Origin of the sequence: Variovorax beijingensis (assembly GCF_003951285.1) — a bacterium.
Lineage (GTDB): Bacteria > Pseudomonadota > Gammaproteobacteria > Burkholderiales > Burkholderiaceae_C > Variovorax > Variovorax beijingensis.
Genome location: NZ_RXFQ01000007.1, coordinates 126862 through 151835, shown reverse-complemented (window position 1 = coordinate 151835; position 24974 = coordinate 126862). Strand labels below are relative to the sequence as shown.

The window sequence follows — 24974 nt, the reverse complement described above, 5'->3', positions numbered from 1 at the left end:
CTCCCAGGTCATCGACCGCACGCACCCGCTCTGGGAAAGTACCTCCATCGATCAACCCACAGGAAAAAACACCATGACCGGCTTCAGCATCCTTCCCCTCGCAGTCGCCCTGCTCATCGGCGTGGCAGCGCTCGGCTCCTGCCTGGGCATCGGGCTGGTCGGCCAGAAGTTTCTCGAAAGCACGGCGCGCCAGCCCGAACTGGTCGACACGCTGCAGACCAAGTTCTTCCTGGTGGCGGGCGTGACCGACGGCGCATTCATCATCGCCACCGGCATCGGCCTGTGGTTTGCAACGGCCAATCCCTTCGGCTGACCCCAAAAAAGGGCCCACGGAAACGAGCCCCCGCGCACCAGGAAGCGGCACGGACCATTGGCACCATTCGTGCTAGTACCGTTGACAGCGAATTGTTTATGGTTAAAGTATTTAGCTATCAACGGTTCGACGTTTTCGGTGCTGCATGGCGCGGCGCCGGGGCGCCGTTTCACCCTTCCTCTGCCGGAGAATCCATGAGCCACCCGTCCCCGAAGTCGCCCGCGCTGCCGCGCACCCTGCTTTCGCTGCTGCTCTGCGGAGCGGCCCTTGGTGGCGCGGCATCGGCCGTGGCCGCGCCCGTGAAGGTGGGCCTGGCGCTCGACATCTCGGGCCCGTTCGCGGCCTTGGGCGCCGAGGCGCGCGACGGCTTCGCGCTCGGCATCAAGCAGCTGGGCGGCAAGCTCGGCGGGCAGGACGTGGAGTTCGTGCAGGCCGACATGGCCGGCAGCCCCGATCAGGCCAAGCAGCTGGTCGACCGCATGATCCAGCGCGACAAGATCGACCTCTTCAGCGGGCCGATCGGCTCCAATGTGGCGCTGGCCGTGGGCCCGACGCTTTTCAATGCCAAGGTGCCGTACCTCTCGGCCAATGCCGGCCCGAGCCAGTTCGCAGGTGCGCAGTGCAATGCCTATTTCTTCGGCACCGCCTACCAGAACGACCAGTTCCACGAGGCCGCCGGCAAGTTCGCGCAGGACCGCGGCTTCAAGAAGACCGTGCTGATCGCGCCCAACTACCCGGCGGGCAAGGATGCGCTGGGCGGCTTCAAGCGCCAGTTCAAGGGCCAGGTGGCCGACGAGCTCTACACCAAGCTCGGCCAGATCGACTACGCCGCCGAACTCGCGCAGCTGCGCGCGGCCAAGCCCGACTCCATCTATTTCTTCCTGCCCGGCGCGATGGGCATCAACTTCATCAAGCAGTTCGTGGGCGCGGGCCTGTCGAAGGACATCACGCTCGTGACCAGCGGCTTCTCGGCCGACGAGGACGTGATCGGCGCGGTGGGCGAGCCGATGCTGGGTCTCTTCAACACCTCGCACTGGGCGCACGACCTCGACAACGCCGCCAACAAGGCCTTCGTGGCCGCGTTCCGCAAGGAATACAACGGCCGCTACCCCTCGGTGTACGCGGCGCAGGCCTATGACGCGATCCTCGCGATGGACGCGGCCGTGAAGCAGGCCGGCGGCAACGCGCAGAACCGCGAGGCCGTGGTGGCCGCGCTCAAGAAGGCCAGCTACGCATCGACGCGCGGCAGCTTCAAGTACGCGAACAACCACTATCCGGTCGAGAACTTCTACCTGCGCGTGATCGGCAAGGACGCGCAGGGCAAGGTCACGAACAAGCTGATCAACACGGTTCTCACGAACTACGGCGACTCGTACGCCGACAAGTGTCCCCTCAAGTGAGCGGCATCCTCGTTCTCGAGCAGCTGCTCAACGGCCTCGGCTATGGGCTGATGCTGTTCCTGCTGGCGGCGGGGCTGACGCTGGTGTTCGGCATCATGGACGTGCTGAACCTCGCGCATGGCTCGCTCTTCATGTCGGGCGCGTACGTGGCGGCCGAGGCGCACACGCGCACCGGGTCGTTCACGGCGGCCATCGTCATCGCGGTGGCGGTCACCGTGGTGGTGGCGCTGCTGCTCGAAGTGCTGCTGATGCGCCGCCTCTACACGCGCGACCACCTCGCGCAGGTGCTGGCCACCTTCGGCGTGATCCTGGTGGCCGACGACATCGTCAAGATGGCCTGGGGCCCGTCGCCGGTGATGGCGTCGACGCCGGCCGCGCTGTCGGGGCCGATCGAGCTGGTCGACGGCCTGCCCTACCCGTCCTACCGCCTCGTGATCCTCGCCGGCGGGCTGCTGGTGGCGCTCGCGCTCTATCTGCTGGTCAACCACACGCGCATCGGCATGCGGGTGCGCGCGGGCGCGTCCGACCGGCCGATGGCCGAGCTGATGGGCGTGCGCGTGGGCCGTATCTTCAACGGCGTGTTCCTGCTCGGCGCGGCGCTGGCCGCGCTGGCCGGCGCGCTGATGGGGCCGATCGTCGCAGTGCAGGTGGGCATGGGCGAAGCCATCCTGATCCCGGCGCTGGTGGTGCTGGTGATCGGCGGCATCGGTTCGGTGCGCGGCGCCTTCGTGGCCGCACTGATGGTGGGCGTGGTCGACACGGTCGGACGCGCCTTCGTGCCGATGCTGCTGCGCGCCACGCTGCCGCCGGCCACAGCGGCTGACCTGGGACCGCTGTTCGCCGAAGTCGCGATGTACGCGCTGATGGTGATCGTCCTGATCTTCCGGCCTTCGGGCCTCTTCTCGGCCCGGTCATGAAGCCTTCCTCACGCTCTCTCGGCCTCGGGCTGCTCCTCCTGCTGCTCGCGGCCTTTCCGCTGGTCGCGCCGCTGTTCGGGCTCGAGTTCTACATCGGCTTCGTGCGGCGCGTGCTCGTGGTGGCGCTGGCTGCCGCCAGCCTCAACTTCATCCTGGGCTTCGGCGGCATGGTGGCGCTCGGGCATGCGGGCTTCATCGGCATGGGCGCCTACACGGTGGTGGCGCTCAGCGATGCGGGCGTGGTGTCCGCATGGGCGATGTGGCCGCTGGCCGCGCTCGTCGCCGGCATCGTTGCCGCGCTGATCGGCACGGTGGCGCTGCGCACGCGCGGCGTCTACTTCATCATGACCACGCTGGCCTTTGCGCAGATGCTGTACTTCGTGGTGGTGTCGCTGCGGCGCTATGGCGGCGACGACGGCTACACGCTGATGAGCCGGCCCACGCTGCTGCCGGGGCTCGACCTGGGCAACGAATCGAACTTCTACTGGGTCGTGCTGGCCATCGTGGCGCTCGCGCTCTGGTGGCTGCACCGCGCGACGCAATCGCGCTTCGGCCATGCGCTGATGGGCATCCGCGACAACGAGACGCGCATGCGGGCGCTGGGCTACCCGGTGTTCAAGCTGCAGCTCGTGGCTTTTGCGATCGCCGGCGCCATCGCGGGACTGGCAGGCGCGCTGCTCGCGGGCGGCAATGGCTTCGTGAGCCCGGCGACGATGCACTGGACGCAATCGGCCACGCTGTTGGTGATGGTGGTGATCGGCGGACTGGGACGCAGCTGGGGTGGACCGGTGGGCGCCGTGGTCTGGCTGGTGCTCGAGGAGGCCTTGAAGCAGCACACGGAGCATTGGCACATGCCGCTCGGGTTGCTGTTGATTGCTGTCGCGCTGTGGGCACCGAAGGGGCTTGCTGCCTTGTACAAGCGCCGCCTGCCCCTCACCCCCACCCTCTCCCCAGAGGGGCGAGGGAGCAAGGCAACACCATGAGCCTTTTCAGAATCGAAGGGTTGGTCAAGCGCTTCGGCGGCTTGCTCGCAACCGACCATGTGAACCTCACCGTGGAGCGCGGCGAAGTGCATGCGCTGATCGGGCCGAACGGCGCGGGCAAGACCACGCTCGTGAACCTGATCACCGGGCTGCTCAAGGCCGATGCCGGGCGCATCCTGCTCGACGAGAAGGACATCACCGGCCTCAAGGACCACCAGCGCGTGGCGGCCGGCATGTCGCGCTGCTTCCAGGTGACGCGCGTGTTTACCAAGGAAACGGTGCACGACAACCTCATGCTCGCGGCGCAGGCCCATGCGGGCAGCAGCCTGCGCTTCATGGCGCCGCGCGCAACGGAACGCAGCCTGGTGGAACGCGCGGTGGCGCTGGCCGACCGCGTGGGCCTCGGCAGCGAACGCCACCGCATCGCGGGCACCTTGCCGCACGGCGCGCAGCGCGCGCTCGACGTGGCGCTGGCACTCGCGGCCGAACCCAAGCTGCTGCTGCTCGACGAGCCGATGGCCGGCATGGGCCCGGACGAGTCGGCACGCATGGTGGCATTGATCGAGTCGCTGCGCGAGTCGATGGCCATCCTCTTGATCGAGCACGACATGGACGCGGTGTTCCGCCTGGCCGACCGGCTCACGGTGCTGGTGCAGGGGCGCGTGCTGATGAGCGGCACGGCCGACGAAGTGCGCGGGCATCCCGATGTGCAGGCGGTGTACCTCGGTACGGAAGCGGAGGGACACGCATGAATGCAGCCACCACATTGCTCGACGCGAAATCCGTCGAGGCCGGCTACGGCGCGAGCCAGGTGCTGTTCGGTATCGACCTGCGTATTGGCGCGGGCGAAGTGCTCGCGCTGCTGGGCCGCAACGGCATGGGCAAGAGCACGCTGCTGAAGGTGCTGACCGGCACGCTGGCACCGATGCGCGGCAGCGTGCATTTCGGCGGCGATGCCATCGGCGGCCACAAGCCTGACGCCATTGCGCGGCGCGGTGTGGCCATCGTGCCCGAGGGCCGGCACGTGTTTCCGAACCTCAGCGTCGACGAGCACCTGCGCGCCTTCGCACGGCCGCGCCCCGGCAGTGCGCCGCGCTGGACGGTCGAGGCGCTGTACGGCCTGTTCCCGCGCCTCGCGGAGCGCAAGGCCAATGCGGGCAACCAGCTCTCGGGCGGCGAGCAGCAGATGCTGGCGATTGCGCGCGCGCTGTCGACGCATCCGCGCTTGCTGATCCTCGACGAAGCCACCGAAGGCCTGGCCCCCGTGATCCGCGAGGAGATCTGGCACTGCATCGCCACGCTCAAGGCCGAAGGCGAGGCGATCCTGGTGGTCGACAAGTACGTACAGCGCCTGCTGCCGCTGGCCGACCGCCACGTGATCCTCGAACGCGGGCGCGTGGTGTGGCAGGGCGACTCGGCCGCTCTCGATGCCGACCGCTCGCTCTGGACGCGCTACCTGGGCGTGTAGGTCCCGGTTGCTACAGCGGACGGAGTGCGAGGAAGTTGGCCCACGTCACGTTGTCGCGGCCGATCCACTGGCTGTCCCAGTGCATGCGCAGGCCCGCCGCCTCGAGCTGCTCGGCGAAGCGGTCCTTCGCCCAGTAGACGGTCTGGTAGTCGCCGTTGGTCTCGCCTTCGCCGATGCGCATGGCCACCAGGAAGACCCCGCCGGGCGCGAGCGCGTCGAACACCTTGCGCAGGACCGGGGCGATCTGCGCGCGATCGACATGGATCAGCACGCACATCGCGACGATCGCGCTGTAGGGCCCGCCCAGCGCATCCGTGACGACGTTGAGCAGTTCGCCCTTCTTGCCGCGCTCCGCCTGCAGGTCGAGAAAGGCCTGGACCGCATCGGTGCGCCTGACGACCCCGCCCAGGGCCTCGACGAAGTCGGCGTCCTGCCCCGATCCGGAACCGATCTCGAGCACGCTGCCGCCGGCCGGAACGAGCTGCATCATCCGGCGCAGCGCATCCTCGATCTCGGCCGGCCGGTGGCCCGCCACGATCGCGTTGTATTCGCGGGCGGACGCTTCGTAGGACTCGATGGTGCGGCGCATGTTCTCCTGCGCCAGGTCGGAAATTTTCATGAGCACCTTTCCGCTCCGTCGGACATCCGACGGGAACCGCAAAGGTTAGGTACAAGGCGCCACCCGGCTCATGAGGAAAACCACCTAGCTCACTCGGGCGCGGCGTCGAGTTGCAGGATCAGGTCGCGGCTCGCCTGGTTGAGGCCGGCAACCTCCACCGCACTGCCGTGCTTGCGCAGCCGCTCGACCACCTTGTTGAGCGCGGCCACCGCGGTCACGTCCCAGAAATGGGCCTGGGACACGTCGATGTGCACCGGCGCGCCGTCGATCTCGCGCACGTCGAAGGCATCCACCAGCATGTCGGCCGAGGCGAAGAACACCTGGCCCGCGACGCGGTAGACGCGCGCGCCGCCTTCGCCGGTTTCCTGGTGCACGTGCAGCAGCCGCGCCACCTTGAAGGTGAAGAACACGCCGCTGAGCATCACGCCGGTGGCCACGCCCGCGGCCAGGTTGTCGGTGGCCACGGTAACGGCCACCGTCGCGAGCATCACTGCGCTGGACATGCGCGGATGGCGCACGAGTGCACGCAGCGAGCCCCAGTCGAAGGTCGAGGCCGAGACCATCACCATGATCGCCACCAGCGCCGCCACCGGCACCTGCGACACCCAGGGCTTGAGCAGCACCATGAGGATCAGCAGGAAGGCGCCCGCGAACAGCGTCGACAGCCGCCCGCGGCCGCCGTAGCGCACGTTGCTCACGGTCTGGCCGATCATTCCGCAGCCTGCGATGCCGCCGAAGAAGCTGGCCGCCACATTGGCCACGCCCAGGCCGCTGCATTCGCGGTTCTTGGAGCTCGGCGTGTCGGTGAGCTCGTCCACCACGCTGGCGGTCATCATCGATTCGAGCAGGCCGACCATCGCGATGGCGAAGGCCGGCAGCGCAATGATGCGCAGCGTCTCGAGCGTCAGCGGCACCGAGGGGAAGGCGAACACGGGCAGCGCATCGGGCAGGTGCCCGAGGTCGGCCACGGTCTTGAGCGGCAGGCCCAGCCATTGCCCGGCCAGCGTCACCGCCACGATGCACACCAGCGGCGATGGCACGGCCGTGGTGATGCGCGGCAGCAGGTAGATGATGGCCAGTCCCAGGCCCACCATGGCCCAGGTCGCGGCGTTGGCGCCGATGAAATGCGGCATCTGCGCCGCGAAGATCAGGATCGCGAGCGCATTGACGAAACCCGTGCGCACCGATGTGGAGACGAAGCGCATCAGCACGCCGAGCCGCAGCAGTCCGAACACGATCTGCATCGCACCCGCGAGCACGCCGGCCGCCAGGAGGTACTGCAGCCCGTGCGCATGCACCAGCGGCGCGGCCACGAGAGCCACCGAGCCGGCCGCGGCCGACACCATGGCGGGCCTGCCGCCGGCGAAGGCAATGACGATGCCGATCACGAACGAAGCGAACAGCCCGACCGCCGGATCGACACCGGCCACGAAGGAGAAGGCAATGACTTCGGGAATGAGCGCGAAGGTGGCGACGGCGCCGGCCATGAGCTCGCGCGGAATGCTCGGGCACCACTCGGTGCGCAGGCGGCTGTGCATGGAAGACATGGGAGAAAAAGTAAGGCGGCCCGTCTCCACCGGCTGGACGATGCGGGACAAGGGCAGGTGACAGGAGGAAAGGAAGGCGGGCCGGCTCGCAGCCCGAGGATGTCGCGGTGGCCGAAAGCCGCTGCGCGTCGTCACCTCGCAGCCGTCAGGGAGGCGTCGGCCGCGAGCAGCCCGACTGCCGGCGACGGATGGGAAAGCGGGGCATCCTGGGACACATGGATGCGATTGTAGAGAGCGCGGCCGGCGGCAGGCTCCTGCCCGCCGCTCAGGGCTTCACACCGAGCGCGTGATGCCGCCGTCCACGCGCAGGTTCTGCCCCGTGATGTAGCCCGCGCCTTCGGACGCGAGAAAGCCGATCACGGCCGCGATCTCGCTGCGCTTGCCGTAGCGGCCCATCGGAATGCGCGAGCGGAACTCGGGCTTCTCGGGCAGGCTGTCGATGAAGCCGGGCAGCACGTTGTTCATGCGCACGTTGTCGCCGGCGTACTTGTCGGCAAAGAGCTTGGTGAAGGCCGCGAGGCCGGCGCGGAACACGCCGGAGGTGGGGAAAACCGGATCGGGCTCGAAGGCCGCGAAGGTGGAGATGTTGATGATGGAGCCCCCGCCCTGCTTCACCATGAGCGGCGCAACGAGGCGCGCGGGGCGCACCGCGCTCAGCAGGTAGACGTCCATGCCGCGGTGCCAGTCTTCGTCGCTGATGTCGAGGATCGGCGCGCGCGGACCATGGCCCGCGCTGTTGACCAGCACGTCGACGCGGCCCCATGTGTCGGTCACCTTGTCGACGAGTCGCTGGAGGTCGTCGTTCGATTGGTTGGAGCCGGTCACGCCGATGCCGCCGAGCTCGGCGGCGAGCGCCTCGCCCTTGCCCGACGACGAGAGGATGGCGACGCGAAAGCCGTCGTCAGCAAGCTTGCGCGCCGCGGCCGCGCCCATGCCGCTGCCACCGGCGGTGACGATGGCTACTTTTTTCTGTGCTTCGGAAGACATGTGGGTCCTTGGTTCATGCAAAGCCTGCAATTTAGCCAAGGATTCGGGGCGCGTGCACAGGCCACCGGGTACTCCCCTCAGCGCTTGACTCGCAGCATCCCCTCTTGCGCCGTGGACGCCACCAGCCGCCCGTCGCGCGTGAACAGGCTGCCGCGGCACAGGCCGCGCGCGCCGCTGGCGCTTGGCGAATCGAGCGCGTAGAGCAGCCAGTCGTCCATGCGGAAATCGCGGTGGAACCACATCGCGTGGTCCAGGCTCGCGGGACGCACCTGGCCGCTCATGAAGCTCAGGCCGTGCGGCAGCATCGCGGCGCGCAGCAGGCCGTGGTCGGAGGCGTAGGCCAGCAGCGCGCGGTGCACCACCGGGTCGTCGGGCAGCGGCGCGATGGCGCGCATCCAGAGGGCACTGTCGGACGAGCGCACCGCCGGCGCCAGCAGGTCGTCGGCCTCGACGCCGCGGTATTCGATGCCGTGCGGCTCCAGTCCCTTGATGCGCCAGCGTTCGGGCAGGCGCTCGCCGAGCGCGATGCGCTGGTCGAGTTCGCTCGCGAGCCCCTCGGGGCCCGGGGCGGCGGGCATGGCGAACTGGTGCTCGACGCCGTCGTCCACGGTCTGGAACGAGGCCGACATCTCGAAGATGATGCGCTCCTGCTGGCGCGCCACCACGTGCCGCGTGGTGAAGCTGCGGCCGTCGCGCACGCGGTCCACGCTGTATTCGATGGGTGCATGCTCGCCCGGCAGCAGGAAGTAGGCGTGCATCGAATGCACCGGCCGGTCGGCGCCCACCGTGAGGCTCGCGGCCGCGAGCGACTGGCCGAGCACCTGGCCGCCGAACACGGCGGGCGTGCCGATGTCTTCGCTCTGGGCCAGGAACCGGTCGCCCCCGAGCGGCTCGAGCTGCATGAGCGCGACGAGTTCGGCGACAAGGCGGGCGGCGGTGGCGGGATCGGTGGTCATCGGGAAGGAACGTTCAATGCGAGGGAAGCAACCCCAGACCATAGCAAAGGCCGCGCCCGCGGGCTGTCGCGGGGCGGTCAGCGCCCGCCAGGGGCTCAGCGGTCGAGATCGGCGCCGTCGGCGGCCAGCTTCTCCTGAAGCGCCGGCACGTCGACATCGGCGAACTTCGCGCCGGCACCCAGCGAAGCCGCGGCCGTGCCCGCCGCCTGCCCCATCACGAAGCAGCCGCCGCTCGCGCGCGCGGCCGACTGGCCTTCGTGCGTCATGGCGGCGCAGCGGCCGGCCACCAGCAGGTTGTGGACGGTGCGCGGCACCAGCATGCGCCAGGGCAGCTGGTTGTAGGTGCGGCTCTCGTCGCGCGGAAAGGCCCACTCGATGCGGCCGTCGGCATGCATTTCCATGGGCCAGGCGTTGATGCCGATGCTGTCGTCGAAGCTGGCCGACGACAGGATGTCCTCGCCCGTGAGCGCATAGAGGCCCTCGATGCGGCGCGTTTCGCGGATGCCGACCTGCGGCGCGATCTCGACGATGGCCGAGCGCGCGAAGCCCGGCACCTCGGCCTTCATGAACCTGAAGTACTCGGCAATCTGGCGCCGGCCTTCGAGCTCGCCTTCGGTGAGCTCGCGCGCATCGATGCCGTTCATCGCGCGGCCGGCCGCATTGCGGATCTGCGTGACGTTGGCGCGCCACTCGCGCGGGTCGATGTTGGGCCGCAGGATCGCGCCTTCGCGCGGAAACCTGTAGGCGCCCGGCTTCTGCGCCTGCACCCGCTCCATCAGGTCGTTGATGGCCTTGAATTCGCCGACGGCGGCGAGCGCGGGCTGCGCATCGACCTGGCCGACGCGGAACATGGTGGTGGGGAACAGGCCGCTGCCATGGCCGTCGCCCACTTCGAAGGGCACGCCCGCAAAGGCCGCCACGTCGGCGTCGCCGCTGGCATCGACGAAGGCATTGGCGCGGATCGCCTGCCGGCCCGACTTGGTCTCGACCACCAGCGCCGCGATGCGGTCGCCCTCGCGCACCACCGCGGCGGCCCAGGCGTGGAACAGCAGGTGCACGCCCGCATCGAGCAGCAGCTGGTCGGCCGCGATCTTGTAGGCCGAGGTGTCGTAGGAGCGCACGCGGATGCGGCCCTGCATGCCGTCCTGCGGCGTGTTGAGGCCGCCCAGCGCGTCGATGCGCGCGAGCAGGTCGTCGGCCACGCCGCGCACCAGCAGCGTCATCTCGCCGTGGCGCTTGCCGTAGAGGCCAGCGAAGTTGGTGACGCCGCCCGCGGTGCCCATGCCGCCGAGAAAGCCGTAGCGCTCCACCAGCAGCGTGTTCGCGCCGTGGCGCGCTGCGCTCACGGCGGCGGCAATGCCGGCCGGGCCGCCGCCGACCACCACCACGTCGTATTCGCCGAACACCGGCAGCTCGCGCGCCGGCTCGGCCAGGGTCTTCTTGTGCTGGACGGCGGCCATCACTGGATCTTGATGCCGCGCGTCGAGATGATGCGGGTCATGATCGCGGCTTCTTCCTTCACGCGCAGGCGCATGCCGTCGGGCGAGGTGCCCACCGCCTGCCAGCCTTGCTCGAAGAGCTTCCGGCGCACTTCGGGCTGCTTCATGATGACCTCGACCTCGCGGCTGATGCGCGCCTGCGCGGTCTTCGAGAGGTCGGCCGGGCCGAGCAGCGCCACCCACACCTCGAGGTTGAAGTCGCGCACGCCGGCTTCGGCCAGCGGCGGCAGCTCGGGCACCAGCGCGCTGCGGCCGCCCGTGAGGCCGATGGCCTTGAGCTTGCCGGCGCGCACCTGCGGCATGGCCACGCCCGGCGGGATGAGGGCCATCTGCACCTGGTCGCCGAGCATCGCGGTCACGACCTGCGGGTTGCCCTGGTAGGGCACGTGTTCGGCGTTGAAGCCGGCCACGCGGCTCTTGAGCAGTTCCATGCCCAGGTGCCCGACCGAGCCCACGCCCACCGAACCGTAATTCCACTTGTCGCCGCCCTTGCGCGCCGCGTCGAAGAAGGCGGTGCCCGAGGGCAGGCTGTTCTGCGCCACCAGCACCAGCGGGGCCGTGGCAATCAGCGAGAGGTAGGTGAAATCCTTGGCCGGGTCATAGGGCAGCCGCGGGTACAGCATCTTCGACGAGGTGAGATTGCCGTTGATGACGATGCCCAGCGTGTGGTCGTCGGTGGCCTTGGCCACCATGTCGGCGGCAATGTTGCCCGAGGCGCCGGGCTTGTTGTCCACCACCACGGGCTGGCCGAGCGCCTTGGCGAGCGGCTCGGCGATGGTGCGGGCGGCGATGTCGGGCGTGGAGCCGCCCGGAAAACCCACGAGCAGGCGGATCGGCTTGGTCGGCCAGGCATTGCTCTGTGCGCTGGCCGCGAGCGGCAGCGCAGCGGCGGCGGCCAGGCCGCAGGCGATCAGGAGGGCTCTCTTGGTGGCGTGCATGGAAGGTGAAAAGGAAATGTGAAAAAACGTAATGGTAATGAGGCCGCTAGTCGAGGCTGATGTTGCCGCGGCGGACCAGCTCGCCATACACCTTGGACTTGGCCTCGGCGTTGCGCTCGATCTCCTCGGGCGACCAGGCCAGCGGCTCGAAGGCGAAGGTGTCGAAGCGCGCGCGGATCTCGGGGTCGGCAATGACCTTGGCCACGTCGGCGTTGATCTTTGCCTTGACGGCCGCCGGCACGCCCTTGGGTGCGAGCAGCGAGACAAAGGAATTGACCTCGAGCGAGGCCGGCCCGCCGGCCTCGGCCATGGTCGGCACGTCGGGCATCTGCGGAATGCGTTTGGGCGCGGCAATGGCCAGGTAGCGCAGCTTGCCGGCCTTGTAGATGCCTTGGCTCGACGGAATGCTCGCAAAGCTCCACGGCACTTCGCCCGTACCCACGTTCGAGAACAGCTGCGACACCTCGCGGAACGGCGCGTGCCGCATGCGGATGCCGGTGAGCGCCTCCAGCTGCTGCGCGCCCAGGTGGCCCGGGCTGCCCACGCCCCAGGAGCCGTAGACGATGGCGTCGGGGCTCGCCTTGGCGGCCGCGACGAGGTCGCTCATGCTCTTCCACTTCGACTCGCTCGACACCGCCACGAAGAAGGGCGTGCGAAACAGCGAGGCCACGGGGTCGAAGTGCTGCAGCGTCACGAAGTTGCGCGACTTGTACAGGTGCGGCAGCGCCGCGATGTGCTCGCTGTCCAGCTGCAGCAGCGTGTAGCCGTCGGGCGCCGCGCGGCGCGCCTGGTCGATGGCGATGAAGCCGCCGCCGCCCGGCCGGTTGTCGATCAGCACGCGCTGGTTCCACAGCCGCGAGAGCTTGTCGGAGACCAGCCGCAGCACCGCGTCGGGACCGCTCCCGGCGGCGAAGGGCGTGACCAGCGTGACCGGCTTGTTCGGATAGTCGCCGGCCTGTGCCAGCGCGCCGGTGGCGGCAGCCAGCGACGCCAGGGCCAGGATGCCCGTCAGCAATGCGCGTGGTGAGAAGCTCATGTTGTCTTGTCTCCTGGGCCTGTGGCCTCGAATGGTGATGATGAAGGAAACCCGTTCGATCAGTGCGGCGAAAGCACGGCGGCGGCCTCGGCACCGGGCACCGCGGCGGGGCGCCGCAGCGGCTGCGGCGCGTCGTCCAGGCAATGCTCGGGCCGCCAGGCATACAGCCACTCGACCGCATCGTAGAAGCGTTCGGACGTGCGGCCCACCCAGAGGCTGTTGCGCACCAGCCGCTCCACGCCCTTGGCGTGATAGAGCCGGCCCATCTCGCGCACCGACAGCACCACGCGGGCGGTGCGTGCAATGCGCGCAGCCTCGTAGAGCTTGAAGGCGGCCGGCATGTCGAAATCGCAGGCCCGCACCGCGGCGCCCAGCGTGACCGCGTCCTCCAGCGCCATGCAGGCGCCCTGCGCGAGGTACTGCATCATCGGATGCGCGGCGTCCCCGAGCAGCGTGGCCGGGCCGTCGCTCCAGCGCGCCACCGGATCGCGGTCGGCCGTGCTCCAGCGCCGCCACGAGCTGGGCCGGTCGAGCAGCTGGCGCGGGCGCGCATGCACGCCCTCGAAGTAGGAAAGCACTTCTTCCTTGCTGCCCTCGGAAACGCCCCACTCCTCCTGCTCGCGGCTGTGGAAGGTGACGACCAGGTTGTATTGCTCGCCATGGCGCAGCGGATAGTGCACCAGGTGGCAGTTGGGACCGGCCCAGACCACGGGCGCATTCCAGCGCAGGTCGGCCGGCATGTCGGCCACCGGCACCACCGCGCGGTACACCACGTGGCCCGAGACGCGCGCCTCGTCGCCCACGAGCCTGGCGCGCACCACCGACTTCACGCCGTCGCATCCCACGATGGCATCGGCCTTGAAGCGCCGGCCGTCGCGCGTGGTGGCGACCACACCCTTCGCGCCGCCTGCGCCGATGTCGAGGGACTCGACCTGTGCCGAGGTGTGGAAGCGGATCAGCGGATGCTGCTTCACGGCCTCGTGGATGGCGCCGTGCAGGTCGGCGCGGTGGCTCACCGCATACGGATTCCTGAAACGCGCGCGGAAGGCTTCGCCCACGGGCACCGAAGCCACTTCGCCGCAGTCGACCGCATCCATCATCACGAGCCGGTCGGTGAAGACCGAGTTGCGGCGCACCGCCTCGCCCACGCCGAGCGCGTCGAGCGCCGCGAAGGCGTTGGGGCCGAGCTGCAGGCCGGCGCCGATCTCGCCGATGGTGGCGCTCTGTTCGAGCAGGTCGATGGAAACGCCGAGGCGCGCGAGCGCCAGCGCGGCCGCCATGCCGCCGATGCCGCCGCCGACGAGCAGCACGGTGGGAGGGTTCTTCGAGGGGAATATGCTCATCGCGTGGCCTCTGCGCTGCGCTGCTCAGTCGATGCGGACGCTGAGCGAAGGCAGCTTGTCGATGCTTACCTTGAGGGTCTGCCCAGGCTTCACCGCGCCCACGCCTTCGGGCGTGCCCGTGAAGATCAGGTCGCCGGGCTGCAGCGTGAACAGCGTCGAGAGATTGGCGATCACCTCGTTGACGGACCAGATCAGGTGCGTGATGTCGCTGTTCTGGCGCACCTGGCCGTCGACCTCGAGCCTGATGGCGCCGGCGTTGATCTCGCCCACGTCGGCCAGCGTGCGCAGCGGCGCAATGGGCGCCGAGAAATCGAAGGCCTTGCCGATTTCCCACGGCCGGCCGGCTTCGCGCATCTTCATCTGCAGGTCCCGCCGCGTCATGTCCAGGCCCACGGCGTAGCTGTGAATGTGGCTGGCGGCCTCTGCCACCGCAATGTCCTTGCCGCCCTTGCCGATGGCCACGACGAGCTCGGCTTCGTAGTGGTAGTTGCTCGTGAGCGGCGGATATGGAATGGCGCCGGTCTCGCCTTCGGCCACCGGCACCACCGAGGCGTCGTCGTTGGGCTTGCAGAAGAAGAACGGCGGCTCGCGGTCGGGGTCGAAGCCCATCTCGCGCGCATGCGCCGCGTAGTTGCGGCCCACGCAGTAGACCCGGCGCACCGGGAACAGCTCGCTCGAGCCCGCGATGGGCAGGCCGACGATGGAAGGAGGCGTGAAGACGAAGGACATGTGGGCTCCTGCCGCGCGCGGCGGCACAGGGTCAAGACAAGAGAAGAAAGAAAAAAATGCGGACGGTTCAGGCGTCTTCGAGAAAGGCTTCGCGCAGGATGCCCATGGCCTGCTGCACGGGACGGTCCGAAAAGCTGAAGAGCACCACGTCCTCGCCGGGCGCCGAAAGCCGCAGCGGCGCCCACGAAGGCACCACGAAGGTGTCGCGCGGCCCGAACTCGAAGCGCCGGCCCGCGATCTCGGCAATGCCGCGGCCTTCGACCACGCTGTAGACGGTGCCGTCGGTGGCGCGGTGCGTCTTGCCCGCGAAGCCCTGGGGCAGCAGCTGCAGCTGGGTGCCGATGGTGGGCATGGGCGCGCCGCCCGTCAGCGGATTGATGTAGCGCAGCTTGTGGCCCAGCCAGGCATCGGGCGCTTCCTGCTTCTGCAGCAGGGCCAGCGCCTCGCGGCTGCGGGCGTAGGGGTAGTTGAAGATCGGCGAGGTGGGCGATGCGTGGTCGTGGCGCACCGGCACCATGTTGTGGCCGAAGCGCGCGAGGCTGTTGCCCTCGGGGCGCGCCACGTGCTGCACCTTGGCGTCGTCGTTCTCGGCAAAGCCGGCGTCGAAGAAGCGCAGCATCGGAATGTCGAGCCCGTCGAGCCAGACCACCGGCTCCACCGTGCCGCCGACGCCCTCGTTGCCGTGGTCGTGCCAGGCCCAGGACGGCGTGATGATGAAGTCGCCCGGGTACATGGTGGTGCGCTCGCCGCCCACCGTGGTGTAGGCGCCCTTGCCGTCGACGATGAAGCGCAGCGCCGACTGCACGTGGCGGTGCGAGGGCGCCACCTCGCCCGGCATGATGAGCTGCAGGCCGGCGTAGATCGACTGCGTGATCGACGAGTTGCCGGGCAGCGCCGGGTTCTCGAGCACGAGCACGCGGCGCACCGCTTCCTCGGCGGTGATGAGGTCCGCCGATTCCATCAGCAGCGGGCGGATCTCGTCGTAGCGCCAGAGCGCCGGCACGCAGGGCGTGGCGGGCTCGCGCGGCACCAGCGCATGCAGCGACTCCCACAGCGGCGTGAGGTGGAGCGGGCGGATGCGCTCGTAATAGCCGCGGCGCTCCGCGGCATTGGCGGGCGCCGGGGCGGCGGATTTCTGGGCAGTGGGGTTCATGGGCAGCAGCAGCTCCGGCCGTCGTGCGGCGGTTGTCTCCGGGGAAGCGCAATCTTCCGCCGGCACTACTATTGGCGCAATGGGGCCATGGCGATAGGCCCGATCTGGTTTCTTGATAGTGGTCGCCGCAAAGGAGATGTTTCATGGCCCAGCTCGATCTCGAATGGCTGCTGGTGTTCGACGAGGTCTACAAGACGGCCAACGTGTCGAGTGCCGCCGAGCGGCTCGGCCTGTCCCAGTCGGCGGCCAGCACCGCGCTGGCGCGGCTGCGCACGCATTTCGGCGACAAGCTGTTCGTGCGCACCTCGCGCGGCATGGAGCCCACGCCCTATGCGCGGCAGATCCAGCCGCTGGTGCTCGACATCCTCGACCGGCTGAACCGGGCCAAGGGCGGACGCGCGAGTTTCGACCCCGCCACCGCGGCGCGCAGCTTTCGCATCTGCATGACCGACATCAGCGAGGTCGTGCTGCTGCCCGGCCTGCTCGACCACCTGCGGCGCACGGCGCCCGGCGTGCGCATCGAGACCGAGATCATCTCCACCGAGAGCGGGCGACGGCTCGAGGACGGCGCGGTGGACCTGGCGGTGGGCTTCATGCCGCAGCTGGACGCGGGCTTCTACCAGCAGACGCTGTTCATGCAGAACTTCGTCTGCCTGGCCGCGCGCAACCATCCGCGCATCGGCGAGCGGCTCACGCGCAGGCGCTTCGAGAGCGAGGCGCATGCGGTGGTGGCCTCGTCGGGCACCGGCCATGCCATCGTCGACAAGACCATCGCGCGGCTGGGGCTCGGGCGCAACGTGGTGGCCAGCCTGTCGAGCTTCCTGAGCGTGGCGCGCATCGTGGCGCACACGGAGCTGATCGTGATCGTGCCCAGCATCCTCGGCAAGGTGCTGGCCACGCAGGAGCCGGTGAAGCTGCTGGAGCCGCCCTTCGAGCTGCCGGCCTACGCCGTCAAGCAGCACTGGCACGAGCGCTTCCATGCGGACGCCGGCAACGCCTGGCTGCGGCGCACGCTGGCGGAGCTGTTCGGCGGCAGCGGCTGAGCGTGTGCGCCGCGCCGACCGGCGGCGCGCGCCGCGGTGGGCGCTCGCTCGCATAATCGGAACCCCACACACGGCCCATACAAAAGGCGGCGCATGTCCTCCATCACCCTTCGATTCCTGGCCGAGCCCAGCACCGTCAACTTCGGCGGAAAGGTCCACGGCGGCACCGTCATGAAATGGATCGACGAGGCCGGCTACGCCTGCGCCACCAGCTGGGCCAAGCGCTACTGCGTGACGGCCTTCATCGGCAGCATCCGCTTTCACCACCCGATCATGATCGGCGATCTGGTCGAGGTCGAGGCCCGGCTGGCCTACACCGGCACCACCAGCATGAACATCTCGGTCGAGGTGCGAAGCGGCGACATGAAGGGCGGCACCATGGACAAGACCACCGAATGCCTGATCGTCTTCGTCTCGGTCGATTCGCACGGCCGCCCGCTGCCGGTGCAGCCCTACGTGCCGGGCACGCCGGGAGAAATGGCGCTCGCCGAACGCGCCAAGACCCACCTGGACGCCAGCCGCGCCGCCGGTGGAACCACCTAGCGCCCCCGGCCATAGATACAAAGCTCTAAAAACGAGCGGACCGAGCGGCTAGAGTCGCTCGTTGGCTTCACAGGAACATTTCGCATCATGGCTACCCAGGACGACGACGGCAACAAGGGCTCCGACCGCATCAAGGACTCGGCCCAGCAGATCTGGCTGGCCGGGCTTGGCGCCTTTGCCAAGATGCAGCAGGAAGGCAGCAAGGCCTTCGAGGCGCTGGTGAAGGACGGCGCCGGCCTGCAGAAGAAGACCCAGCAGGCCGCGGAGGAAACCCTCGCGCAGGCACAGACGCGCATGGCCGGCTTCGCGAGCGAATTCGGCACCAAGGCCGCGGGCCAGTGGGGCAAGCTCGAGAACATCTTCGAAGAGCGCGTGGCGCGCGCGCTCGAAAAGCTGGGCATCCCCTCGGCCGCCGAGCACGCCGCGCTGCAGGCCCGCGTGGCCGCGCTGGAGGCCGAACTGCAGCGCCGCCCGGAAAAGAGCACCGCCACGGCGCGCACCGCAAGCCGCAAGACCGCGGGCCGCAGCGCCGCACCCGCCACCGCCGCCAAGAAGACCGTGCGGCGCAGCAGCAGCACCAAGCCGGGCTGAACGCCTCCTCGAGCCCCGTTTTTGCGGCGGTGCACAACACGCGCCGCCGCAAAACATTGCGCTGGCGCATTCATGGTGCGGTGCACATACGCTAGAGTGTCCCCAAGAGACAAAAAAACGGGGACTGACATGGCCAAGAAAGCGCCACGCCGCACAGCGCAACGCATCCTCGAAGCCGCGCTCGAGCTGTTCAACCGCTTCGGCGAGCCGAACGTCTCCACCACGCTGGTGGCGGGCGAGCTCAACATCAGCCCCGGCAACCTCTACTACCACTACCCCGCCAAGGAAGAGCTGATCAACAAGCTCTACGAAGGCTACGAGGCCGAACTCAACGAGCTGCTGCATGCCAGCGAAGGCGTGCACGATGTGGAAGACGCCTGGTTCTTCATGCACAGCCTGTTCGAGCTGATCTGGCGCTACCGCTTTCTCTACCGCGACCTGAACGACCTGCTGAGCAAGAACCGGCATCTCGAAACGCAGTTCCAGCTGGTGCTCAAGAACAAGACCCGCGCGATCCGCATGCTGATCGCGGGGCTGAGCCGGGCCGGGCACCTGGACATCGACGCGCACGAGGTCGACACGCTGGCCCAGAGCATGGTCGTGGTGCTGACTTACTGGCTCAGCTACGAGTACGTGCGCAATCCGCGCGAGGCGCTCGAACCCGCGCACGCCCAGGGCGCGCTGATGCGCGGCGGCCAGCACACGCTGCACCTGCTCGCGCCGTATCTCGGCGGCGAGCAGCGGCGGCATTTGCTGACATTGAGCAATGCCTACAGCGGCGATGATCCCGCAAGCGCGCGGCCTGCGGAGGCCACCGCCGATTTGGCAGCCGAGGCCCGTTAACGCCATGCCCCATCCAGATTTCAAGCCGCTCTCGCTGATGTCCGCCAGCCCGGTTGCCACGGCTGCTGCGCAATCCTGGACACCGCTGCCCTATGCCGACCTGCCGCGCTACGACGCGCACAGCCTGCTGCCGCACTGGCCCCGGCTGCACGCCGGCCATGCCCTGCCGCCCCCGCCGAGCGGGCATCCGCTGGCCGACGGCTGGGCGCTTTATCACAACGGCGAGTTCGAGCGCGCCGCCGCGCTCGGCCTGGCGCACGGGCCGGACGGCCTGGTGCTGGCCAACCAGGCCACCGCCGTCTATGCCAACTACCTCGAGCCACGCGAATCGGTCCGGCTTTCGATGTTCCGCCAGGTCATCGAACGCGCCGGCACCCAGGCCAGCGCCGAGCCCGACAACTGCCATGCCCTCTACTGGCAGGCCTATGCGCTCGGGCGCTACAGCCAGGGCATCAGCGTGGCGCGCGCCCTGGCGCAGGGCCTCGGCAGCAAGCTCAAGGGAGCGCTGGAGCGCGTGATCGAGCTGCAGCCGCAGCATGCCGATGCGCACGTCGCGCTGGCCGCCTTCCACGCCGAGGTGATCGACAAGGTGGGCGCGCTGGTCGGCCGCATGACCTACGGCGTGCGCGCCGAAATGTCGGTCGAGCTGTTCGAGCGCGGCCTCGAGCTGTACCCCCATTCGCCCAGCGCGCTGATGGAATACGGCCGCGCGCTGCTCATGCTGCACGGCGACGCGCGCTTGGGCGAGGCCACGCAGCTCTACGAGAAGGCCGCCGCGCTGCAGCCGGCGGACGCCAAGGAACGGCTCGACGTGGAATTGGCGCGCGCCGGGCTGACGGACTGAGCCGCGCGTTGGTACCCGCGGGTACCGCGCGCTTTAAGATGCGGATTTCCCGCTTTTCAACCCGACCGCCATGTCCGACCTCAACGCCCTCTTCGAAGCCGCCCAGGCCAACTCCAAGCTGCTGCCGGAGCGCCCCGACAACCCCACGCTGCTCAAGATCTATGGCCTCTTCAAGCAGGCCACCGAGGGCGACAACACCGCCAAGAAGCCGAGCTTCAGCGACATCGTCGCGCGCGCCAAGTGGGACGCCTGGACCGCGCAAAAAGGCCTGGGCGCCGACGAGGCGAAGCAGAAGTACATCGACCTGATCGAATCGCTGCGCGCCTGAGCCGCACCGCTCAGCCGACGATCCCGCGCGTGTGCAGCGCGGCGATCTGCTCGGCGCTCAGGCCGATCTCCTTCAAGACCGCATCGGTGTCCGCGCCCAGCGCGGGCGCGTTGCGCCGGTGGCTGGCCGGCGTGAGCGAGAGCTTGGGCACGAAGCCGGGCACCGCGAGCGCGTTGCCGTCGGGCATCCTCACCTGCTGCAGCATGCCGCGCGCGGCGTAGTGCGGGTCGGCCGCGATGTCGGCGATGGTGTAGATGCGGCCGGCCGGCACCTGCGCCGCATCGAGCGCGGCCAGCACCTCGTCCACCGTGCGCGCTGCCGTCCATTCGCCGATGGCGGCGTCGAGCATTTCGACCTGCGCCACACGGCCCGCGTTGCCGGCCAGTGACGGATCGGCCGCGAGCTCGGGCCGGCCGATGCATGCCATCAGCCGGCGGAAGATGCTGTCGCCGTTGCCCGCCACGATGGCATAGCCGCCATCGGCGCAGCGGTAGGCGTTGGTCGGCGCGATGCCGGGCAGCGCGCTGCCGGCCGCCTCGCGCACCGCGCCGAACGCGCTGTACTCGGGCAGCAGGCTCTCCATGCAGTTGAAGACCGCCTCGTAGAGCGCCACGTCGACCACCTGGCCCCTGCCCTTCGGATACTCGGCGCTGACGGTGGCATGGCGGTGCTGCATCGCCATCAGCACGCCGATCACGCCATGCAGCGAGGCCAGCGTGTCGCCGATGGACACGCCCACGCGCACCGGCACGCGGCCCGGCTCGCCCGTGAGGTGGCGCAGCCCGCCCATGGCCTCGGCCACCACGCCGAAGCCCGGCCGGTCGCGGTAGGGGCCGGTCTGGCCGTAGCCGCTGATGCGCAGCATCACGAGCGCGGGATTGGCGGCCAGCAGCTCGTCCGGGCCGAGGCCCCAGCCTTCCATCGCGCCGGGGCGGAAGTTCTCGACCAGCACGTCGGCCTCGGCGGCCAGCTGCCGCACCACGGCCTGCGCTTCGGCCTGGCGCAGGTCGAGCGCCAGCGAACGCTTGTTGCGCGACTGCACCTGCCACCACACCGAGGTGCCGTCCTTCAGCAGCCGCCAGGTGCGCAGCGGATCGCCCGCGCCCGGCGGCTCGATCTTGATGACCTCGGCGCCGAAGTCGGCCAGCGTGCGCGCGGCGAAAGGCCCGGCAATGAGCTGCCCGAGCTCGACGACCTTGAGGCCGGCCAGCGGGCCCGCGGCCGGGGGAGAAGAAGAGGTGTTCGTCATGGCGCCTGAGTGTGCCGAAGCATTCCGCCGGGACGGTTCGCACCCGTCGATGAGGCGGCGGCACCGATCATCGCCTGATCGGCGGCCGCTCAGGCGAAGCGGGCGCCACCGCCGCCGGGCGACGCCAGCAAGGCATCGAGCTTGCGCGAGATCTTCTGTTCGATCTGGTCGCTGAAGCTGCTGAACAGGAATCCCAGCGTCGCCTCCAGCGTCAGCGTGTCGGCCGTGACCTCCACCGTGCCGTCGATGCCCGGGCGGCTGAACTGCGCGACGTCGCAGGCCTCGCCTTCGGTGTAGGTGCACTCCAGGCCGTAGTCCTGCCCGACCTGCTCGATCCACTGGCGTGCGACTTCGCGGGCGCCGGCAATGCCGAGTGCGTGGTTTCGTTCGATATGGATGTCAGGCACCGTGGCCTCCGTTGTTGTCGTTGTCGCCGTGGCGGGAATTCGTCTGCAGGATGCCGGTCGCGGTCTGCAATGCGTTGCGCCGCTCCTCCATCGTCGGCAGCGCGGCAATGCGGCGCACTTCCTTGTAGAAGCGCGGCCAGTTGCGGCTTTCGCGCACGAACAGGGCCTCGAAGCCCGGCACCAGGTCGTCGTAGGCACCCTGGGCCCCGAAAGTCGCATTGTTGGCGCGCGCCACCCACAGGTCGTAGGCGCCCTGCCGCGGCCCCTGCCATTGCGCGCGCAGCATCGCGTAGCGCTCGCGAAAGGCATCCATCGCCGCCTTCTTCATGGCGTCGACCGCGGGCCAGTCGCCGGCCTTGGCCTCGGCGGATTCATAGGCCCGGTTGAGCGCGCGGCGGGTCTCGAGGGCCAGCGCGCGAAACTGCTGGCGCTGCGCGTCGAAGCGCGCGTACTCGCTGCGCGCCGCCTCGCTGGCCTCGCGCTGCAACCACATCGCGCCGCCGATGCGCTCCACCGCGGTGGCGTACGACTCGTTGAAGACGATGTCGCCCGGCACATAGAGCACCTGGTGCGCGAGTTCGTGGAACACGATGCGCGCCAGCTCGCCTTCGGGGTAGCCGATGAAGGTGGAAAGCAGCGGATCGCCGCCGGCCCAGTTCATCCAGCCCAGCGTGGAATACGCCGGCACCGGGTACACGGCCGTTTCCAGCCCCTTGGCGCGCTGCGCCTCGGCCTCGGCCCTGGCGGCGGCCTCGTCGTAATAGCCGCGGTAGCCCACGCAGCCCGCCACCGGAAAGCACCAGTTCTTGAGCGTGAGCGAATACGGCGGCGCGGCCACCACGTTCCACACCGCCGCGGGGCGGTGCAGATCGGCGTACGAGGTGTAGCTGGGGTTGTCGGGCAGCGCCAGTTCGTTGACGGCGAAGCGGCGGATGCGCTGCGCGAGTTCGAGCTTGGCCTTCAGAGGCGCGGAAACGGCGGGGTCCGCCAGCCATTCGGGCACCGGCTTGGCCACCCGCAGGATGCCGAGGTGGCCGCTGGCCGACTGCCAGTAGTAGCCGAGGTCGGCGCAGCCACCGAGCAGCAGCAGTGCGGCGGCCAGCGTGAGGGCGCGCGCAGGCCTCACCCCAGCCCGCCCCCGGTGGAGGAAGAAGGAGCAAGACGCTCGACCTCGACCAGGCAGTCGTAGAAGGTCGGCCCGCGGCCGATGTCGGTCAGGCGCTGGCTGGTGAGCTGGTTGACGTTGGTGCCGTCCAGGCCGAGCTTGCGCCACCAGATGCCCATGCCGTGCACCACGCCCGGCCGCGCGCGGCGCGACACCTCGGCGCGGCAGCGGTGCTCGCCGCGCTTGTTGAACACGCGGACCACGGCGCCGTCCTCGATGCCGCGGGCGGCCGCGTCGGCCTCGTGGATCTCGAGCAGCGGCTCGCCCTCGATGGCGCGCAGGCTGGTCACGTTGACGAAGGTCGAGTTGAGGAAATTGCGCGCCGGCGGCGAGATCATGGCCAGCGGAAACTCGGTGGAGCTGCCCGCCGCTTCGTAGTTGGGCACATGGTCGGGCAGGCCGTCCATGCCTTGCGCCTGCAGGCGCGCGCTGAAGAATTCGCAGCGGCCCGAGGGCGTCGGGAAGCGACCCTCGGCAAAAGGCGCCTCGGGCAGCGTGAGGCTGGTGAAGCCTTGTTCCAGCAACTGCGCGTAGTCGATGGCGCCCGGTGCGAAGGCGCTGCGGCACAGTGCCTCATCATCGTCCGAGAAGCAGGGCTCGTCGAAGCCCATGCGGCGCGCGAGCTCGCGGAACACCCAGGCATTGCTGCGCGCTTCGCCGCGCGGCGCCACCGCGGGCCGGTTCAACAGCACGTCGGTGTGGCCGTAGCTGCAGTGGATGTCCCAGTGCTCCAGCTGGGTGGTGGCGGGCAGCAGGTAGTCGGCGTAGTCGGCGGTGTCGGTGCGGAATTGCTCGAGCACCACGGTGAAAAGGTCTTCGCGCGCGAAGCCCGCCACCACCTTGCCCGATTCGGGCGCCACCGCGACCGGGTTGCTGTTGTAGACCACGATGGCCTTCACCGGCTTTGCCTGGTCGAGCAGCGCGTCGCCGATGGTGCTCATGTTGATGGTGCGCGGCTGGCGGCCCGCGAGCAGGTCGGGGCGCTGCAGCGCGGCGCGGTCGGCCGGAAAGTGGCCCGAGCTGCTCAAGAGGAGCCCGCCCGCGCGGTCGCGCCAGGCCCCCACCAGCGCGGGCAGGCAGGCAATGGCGCGCGCCGCGTTGCCGCCGCCGCGCACGCGCTGCATGCCGTAGTTCAGGCGGATCGCGGCCGGCCGGGTGGTGCCGTAGGCCTGCGCCAGCGCCGCGATCTGCGCCTCGGGCACGCCGCACACGGCGGCCGCGCGCGAGGGCGGCCATTGCAGTGCGCGCTCCCGCAGCTGCTCCCAGCCGAGCGTGTGGTTGGCAATGAAGTCGTGGTCGAGCCAGCCGTGCACGATGAGTTCGTGCATCAGCGCCAGGGCCAGCGCGGCATCGGTGCCGGGCAGCAGGGCGATGTGCTCGTCGCACTTGTCGGCGGTTTCGGTCTTGCGCGGGTCGATGCACACCAGCCGCGCGCCGGCGCGCCGGGCGGCCTGGGCGTGGCGCCAGAAATGCAGGTTGCTGGCAATGGAGTTGCTGCCCCAGATCAGGATCAGCTTCGCCTCGGCGAAGAACTCGATCCGCATGCCGACCTTGGCGCCCAGGGTGTGGACCATGGCCTCGCCGCCGGCCATGGAGCAGATCGTGCGGTCCAGCAGCGTGGCGCCCATTTTGTGGAAAAAACGTCGATCCATCGACTCGCCCTGCACCAGACCCATCGTGCCTGCGTAACTATAAGGCACAATTGTTTCCGGATCTGTCTGCAATGCACGGAGATGGGCGGCGATGTCGTCAAGAGCGGCCTCCCAGCTCACAGGTTCGAACTGGCCGCTGCCCTTGGGACCGGTCCGCTTCAGGGGCTGGACGAGCCTTTCGGCGTGGTCGTTGCGTTCGATGTAGCGCGAAACCTTGGTGCAGAGAACGCCGGCGGTGTGCGAATGGGCCGGATTGCCCTGCAGCTTCACGGCCACGCCGTCCCTGACGGTGGTGACCAGCGCGCAGGTGTCCGGGCAGTCGTGCGGACAGGCGCCCAGGACCGTGGACGTGGGGGTGGGGAGAACGGCAGTTGTGGAGACCGGGGCATCGACCATCCGGCAAGTCTAAAGTTTTCCAGGC

Annotated in this window: 26 protein-coding genes; 12 read left to right on the top strand and 14 right to left on the bottom strand. The window is 69.2% G+C overall.

All coding sequences use genetic code 11. The annotated features are described in order from the left end of the window. Positions 1–73 precede the first annotated feature (73 nt). From atpE to EJO66_RS14080, 6 genes are all read left to right on the top strand, one after another. Positions 74–313 carry a F0F1 ATP synthase subunit C gene (atpE, locus tag EJO66_RS14105; RefSeq protein ID WP_124958454.1) on the top strand — a complete coding sequence of 80 codons (240 nt, stop codon included), beginning with the start codon at positions 74–76 and terminating at the stop codon, positions 311–313. Positions 314–507: 194 nt separating this feature from the next. Beyond that, the gene (locus EJO66_RS14100; protein WP_124958453.1) at positions 508–1713 is read left to right on the top strand and encodes an ABC transporter substrate-binding protein; all 1206 of its coding nucleotides are present in this window, start codon (positions 508–510) and stop codon (positions 1711–1713) included. Next, positions 1710–2630, top strand: a complete 921-nt coding sequence (locus tag EJO66_RS14095; protein ID WP_124958452.1) for a branched-chain amino acid ABC transporter permease — start codon at positions 1710–1712, stop codon at positions 2628–2630. The genes EJO66_RS14100 and EJO66_RS14095 overlap by 4 nt, the downstream gene beginning before the upstream one ends. Then, the gene (locus tag EJO66_RS14090; RefSeq protein WP_124958451.1) at positions 2627–3613 is read left to right on the top strand and encodes a branched-chain amino acid ABC transporter permease; all 987 of its coding nucleotides are present in this window, start codon (positions 2627–2629) and stop codon (positions 3611–3613) included. The genes EJO66_RS14095 and EJO66_RS14090 overlap by 4 nt, the downstream gene beginning before the upstream one ends. After that, positions 3610–4365 carry an ABC transporter ATP-binding protein gene (locus tag EJO66_RS14085; RefSeq protein WP_124958450.1) on the top strand — a complete coding sequence of 252 codons (756 nt, stop codon included), beginning with the start codon at positions 3610–3612 and terminating at the stop codon, positions 4363–4365. Before EJO66_RS14090 ends, EJO66_RS14085 begins: the two co-directional genes overlap by 4 nt. Then, positions 4362–5081, top strand: coding sequence for an ABC transporter ATP-binding protein (locus EJO66_RS14080; RefSeq protein ID WP_124958449.1), 720 nt, complete (start codon positions 4362–4364; stop codon positions 5079–5081). The genes EJO66_RS14085 and EJO66_RS14080 overlap by 4 nt, the downstream gene beginning before the upstream one ends. A 10-nt stretch (positions 5082–5091) precedes the next feature. Here the strand turns inward: EJO66_RS14080 and EJO66_RS14075 are convergent, their stop codons facing one another. The 10 genes from EJO66_RS14075 to gtdA form a co-directional block, all read right to left on the bottom strand. Further along, positions 5092–5700 (bottom strand): methyltransferase domain-containing protein, encoded by a 609-nt coding sequence (locus EJO66_RS14075; RefSeq protein ID WP_124958448.1) that lies wholly within the window; start codon positions 5698–5700, stop codon positions 5092–5094. Positions 5701–5789: 89 nt separating this feature from the next. Beyond that, positions 5790–7238 (bottom strand): SulP family inorganic anion transporter, encoded by a 1449-nt coding sequence (locus tag EJO66_RS14070; protein ID WP_124958650.1) that lies wholly within the window; start codon positions 7236–7238, stop codon positions 5790–5792. A gap of 282 nt (positions 7239–7520) precedes the next feature. Continuing rightward, on the bottom strand, positions 7521–8234 hold the full coding sequence (locus EJO66_RS14065) for an SDR family oxidoreductase (RefSeq protein ID WP_124958447.1): 714 nt from the start codon (positions 8232–8234) through the stop codon (positions 7521–7523). 77 nt (positions 8235–8311) lie between these two features. Then, on the bottom strand, positions 8312–9190 hold the full coding sequence (locus tag EJO66_RS14060) for an acyl-CoA thioesterase (RefSeq protein ID WP_124958446.1): 879 nt from the start codon (positions 9188–9190) through the stop codon (positions 8312–8314). 95 nt (positions 9191–9285) lie between these two features. Beyond that, a complete protein-coding gene (locus EJO66_RS14055; protein WP_124958445.1) occupies positions 9286–10650 on the bottom strand; it encodes an FAD-dependent oxidoreductase in 1365 nt (454 codons plus the stop codon). Beyond that, positions 10650–11627: a Bug family tripartite tricarboxylate transporter substrate binding protein gene (locus EJO66_RS14050; protein WP_124958444.1), complete on the bottom strand. Its 978-nt coding sequence runs from the start codon at positions 11625–11627 to the stop codon at positions 10650–10652. The genes EJO66_RS14055 and EJO66_RS14050 overlap by 1 nt, the downstream gene beginning before the upstream one ends. 46 nt (positions 11628–11673) lie before the next feature. Further along, a complete protein-coding gene (locus EJO66_RS14045; RefSeq protein ID WP_124958443.1) occupies positions 11674–12663 on the bottom strand; it encodes a Bug family tripartite tricarboxylate transporter substrate binding protein in 990 nt (329 codons plus the stop codon). Between the two features lie 59 nt (positions 12664–12722). Beyond that, positions 12723–14006 (bottom strand): 3-hydroxybenzoate 6-monooxygenase, encoded by a 1284-nt coding sequence (locus tag EJO66_RS14040; protein ID WP_124958442.1) that lies wholly within the window; start codon positions 14004–14006, stop codon positions 12723–12725. Between the two features lie 24 nt (positions 14007–14030). Continuing rightward, positions 14031–14735, bottom strand: a complete 705-nt coding sequence (locus tag EJO66_RS14035) for a fumarylacetoacetate hydrolase family protein (protein ID WP_124958441.1) — start codon at positions 14733–14735, stop codon at positions 14031–14033. Positions 14736–14802: 67 nt separating this feature from the next. Beyond that, complete coding sequence (gene gtdA, locus EJO66_RS14030) at positions 14803–15888, bottom strand: gentisate 1,2-dioxygenase (RefSeq protein WP_124958440.1); 1086 nt, start codon at positions 15886–15888, stop codon at positions 14803–14805. A gap of 143 nt (positions 15889–16031) precedes the next feature. Here gtdA and EJO66_RS14025 point away from each other — a divergent pair, with 143 nt between their 5' ends. The 6 genes from EJO66_RS14025 to EJO66_RS14000 all read left to right on the top strand — a co-directional run bounded on the left by EJO66_RS14025 (position 16032) and on the right by EJO66_RS14000 (position 20080). Then, entirely contained in the window at positions 16032–16931 is a 900-nt protein-coding gene (locus tag EJO66_RS14025; RefSeq protein WP_124958439.1) for a LysR family transcriptional regulator, read from the top strand. A gap of 93 nt (positions 16932–17024) precedes the next feature. Then, positions 17025–17474, top strand: a complete 450-nt coding sequence (locus EJO66_RS14020; protein WP_124958438.1) for an acyl-CoA thioesterase — start codon at positions 17025–17027, stop codon at positions 17472–17474. A gap of 87 nt (positions 17475–17561) precedes the next feature. Further along, a complete protein-coding gene (locus tag EJO66_RS14015) occupies positions 17562–18065 on the top strand; it encodes a phasin family protein (protein ID WP_124958437.1) in 504 nt (167 codons plus the stop codon). A gap of 129 nt (positions 18066–18194) precedes the next feature. Next, positions 18195–18908, top strand: a complete 714-nt coding sequence (locus EJO66_RS14010; RefSeq protein WP_124958436.1) for a TetR/AcrR family transcriptional regulator — start codon at positions 18195–18197, stop codon at positions 18906–18908. A 4-nt stretch (positions 18909–18912) separates the two neighbouring features. Further along, positions 18913–19752, top strand: a complete 840-nt coding sequence (locus tag EJO66_RS14005) for a tetratricopeptide repeat protein (RefSeq protein ID WP_185738296.1) — start codon at positions 18913–18915, stop codon at positions 19750–19752. 70 nt (positions 19753–19822) lie between these two features. Continuing rightward, a complete protein-coding gene (locus EJO66_RS14000; protein WP_012745510.1) occupies positions 19823–20080 on the top strand; it encodes an acyl-CoA-binding protein in 258 nt (85 codons plus the stop codon). A gap of 10 nt (positions 20081–20090) precedes the next feature. Here EJO66_RS14000 and EJO66_RS13995 read toward each other — a convergent pair whose 3' ends face one another. The 4 genes from EJO66_RS13995 to EJO66_RS13980 all read right to left on the bottom strand — a co-directional run bounded on the left by EJO66_RS13995 (position 20091) and on the right by EJO66_RS13980 (position 24949). After that, positions 20091–21329 carry a CaiB/BaiF CoA transferase family protein gene (locus tag EJO66_RS13995; protein ID WP_124958435.1) on the bottom strand — a complete coding sequence of 413 codons (1239 nt, stop codon included), beginning with the start codon at positions 21327–21329 and terminating at the stop codon, positions 20091–20093. Between the two features lie 89 nt (positions 21330–21418). Continuing rightward, positions 21419–21736, bottom strand: a complete 318-nt coding sequence (locus EJO66_RS13990; RefSeq protein WP_124958434.1) for a polyhydroxyalkanoic acid system family protein — start codon at positions 21734–21736, stop codon at positions 21419–21421. Then, a complete protein-coding gene (locus EJO66_RS13985; RefSeq protein ID WP_124958433.1) occupies positions 21729–22862 on the bottom strand; it encodes an aminopeptidase in 1134 nt (377 codons plus the stop codon). Before EJO66_RS13985 ends, EJO66_RS13990 begins: the two co-directional genes overlap by 8 nt. Beyond that, positions 22859–24949 (bottom strand): molybdopterin-containing oxidoreductase family protein, encoded by a 2091-nt coding sequence (locus tag EJO66_RS13980; RefSeq protein WP_124958432.1) that lies wholly within the window; start codon positions 24947–24949, stop codon positions 22859–22861. Before EJO66_RS13980 ends, EJO66_RS13985 begins: the two co-directional genes overlap by 4 nt. Positions 24950–24974: the final 25 nt, after the last annotated feature.

Bases quoted from the DNA above. Each gene is read 5' to 3' on its own strand.
- EJO66_RS14000 (WP_012745510.1), top strand. From the start codon at position 19,823: ATGTCCGACCTCAACGCCCTCTTCGAAGCCGCCCAGGCCAACTCCAAG.
- EJO66_RS14075 (WP_124958448.1), bottom strand. From the start codon at position 5,700: ATGAAAATTTCCGACCTGGCGCAGGAGAACATGCGCCGCACCATCGAG.
- EJO66_RS14080 (WP_124958449.1), top strand. From the start codon at position 4,362: ATGAATGCAGCCACCACATTGCTCGACGCGAAATCCGTCGAGGCCGGC.
- EJO66_RS14010 (WP_124958436.1), top strand. From the start codon at position 18,195: ATGGCCAAGAAAGCGCCACGCCGCACAGCGCAACGCATCCTCGAAGCC.
- EJO66_RS13980 (WP_124958432.1), bottom strand. From the start codon at position 24,949: ATGGTCGATGCCCCGGTCTCCACAACTGCCGTTCTCCCCACCCCCACG.
- EJO66_RS14100 (WP_124958453.1), top strand. From the start codon at position 508: ATGAGCCACCCGTCCCCGAAGTCGCCCGCGCTGCCGCGCACCCTGCTT.
- EJO66_RS14070 (WP_124958650.1), bottom strand. From the start codon at position 7,238: ATGCACAGCCGCCTGCGCACCGAGTGGTGCCCGAGCATTCCGCGCGAG.
- gtdA (WP_124958440.1), bottom strand. From the start codon at position 15,888: ATGAACCCCACTGCCCAGAAATCCGCCGCCCCGGCGCCCGCCAATGCC.
- EJO66_RS14085 (WP_124958450.1), top strand. From the start codon at position 3,610: ATGAGCCTTTTCAGAATCGAAGGGTTGGTCAAGCGCTTCGGCGGCTTG.
- EJO66_RS14090 (WP_124958451.1), top strand. From the start codon at position 2,627: ATGAAGCCTTCCTCACGCTCTCTCGGCCTCGGGCTGCTCCTCCTGCTG.
- EJO66_RS14035 (WP_124958441.1), bottom strand. From the start codon at position 14,735: ATGTCCTTCGTCTTCACGCCTCCTTCCATCGTCGGCCTGCCCATCGCG.
- EJO66_RS14020 (WP_124958438.1), top strand. From the start codon at position 17,025: ATGTCCTCCATCACCCTTCGATTCCTGGCCGAGCCCAGCACCGTCAAC.
- EJO66_RS14025 (WP_124958439.1), top strand. From the start codon at position 16,032: ATGGCCCAGCTCGATCTCGAATGGCTGCTGGTGTTCGACGAGGTCTAC.
- atpE (WP_124958454.1), top strand. From the start codon at position 74: ATGACCGGCTTCAGCATCCTTCCCCTCGCAGTCGCCCTGCTCATCGGC.
- EJO66_RS14050 (WP_124958444.1), bottom strand. From the start codon at position 11,627: ATGCACGCCACCAAGAGAGCCCTCCTGATCGCCTGCGGCCTGGCCGCC.
- EJO66_RS14060 (WP_124958446.1), bottom strand. From the start codon at position 9,190: ATGACCACCGATCCCGCCACCGCCGCCCGCCTTGTCGCCGAACTCGTC.
- EJO66_RS13995 (WP_124958435.1), bottom strand. From the start codon at position 21,329: ATGACGAACACCTCTTCTTCTCCCCCGGCCGCGGGCCCGCTGGCCGGC.
- EJO66_RS14055 (WP_124958445.1), bottom strand. From the start codon at position 10,650: ATGGCCGCCGTCCAGCACAAGAAGACCCTGGCCGAGCCGGCGCGCGAG.
- EJO66_RS14015 (WP_124958437.1), top strand. From the start codon at position 17,562: ATGGCTACCCAGGACGACGACGGCAACAAGGGCTCCGACCGCATCAAG.
- EJO66_RS14040 (WP_124958442.1), bottom strand. From the start codon at position 14,006: ATGAGCATATTCCCCTCGAAGAACCCTCCCACCGTGCTGCTCGTCGGC.
- EJO66_RS14005 (WP_185738296.1), top strand. From the start codon at position 18,913: ATGCCCCATCCAGATTTCAAGCCGCTCTCGCTGATGTCCGCCAGCCCG.
- EJO66_RS14045 (WP_124958443.1), bottom strand. From the start codon at position 12,663: ATGAGCTTCTCACCACGCGCATTGCTGACGGGCATCCTGGCCCTGGCG.
- EJO66_RS14065 (WP_124958447.1), bottom strand. From the start codon at position 8,234: ATGTCTTCCGAAGCACAGAAAAAAGTAGCCATCGTCACCGCCGGTGGC.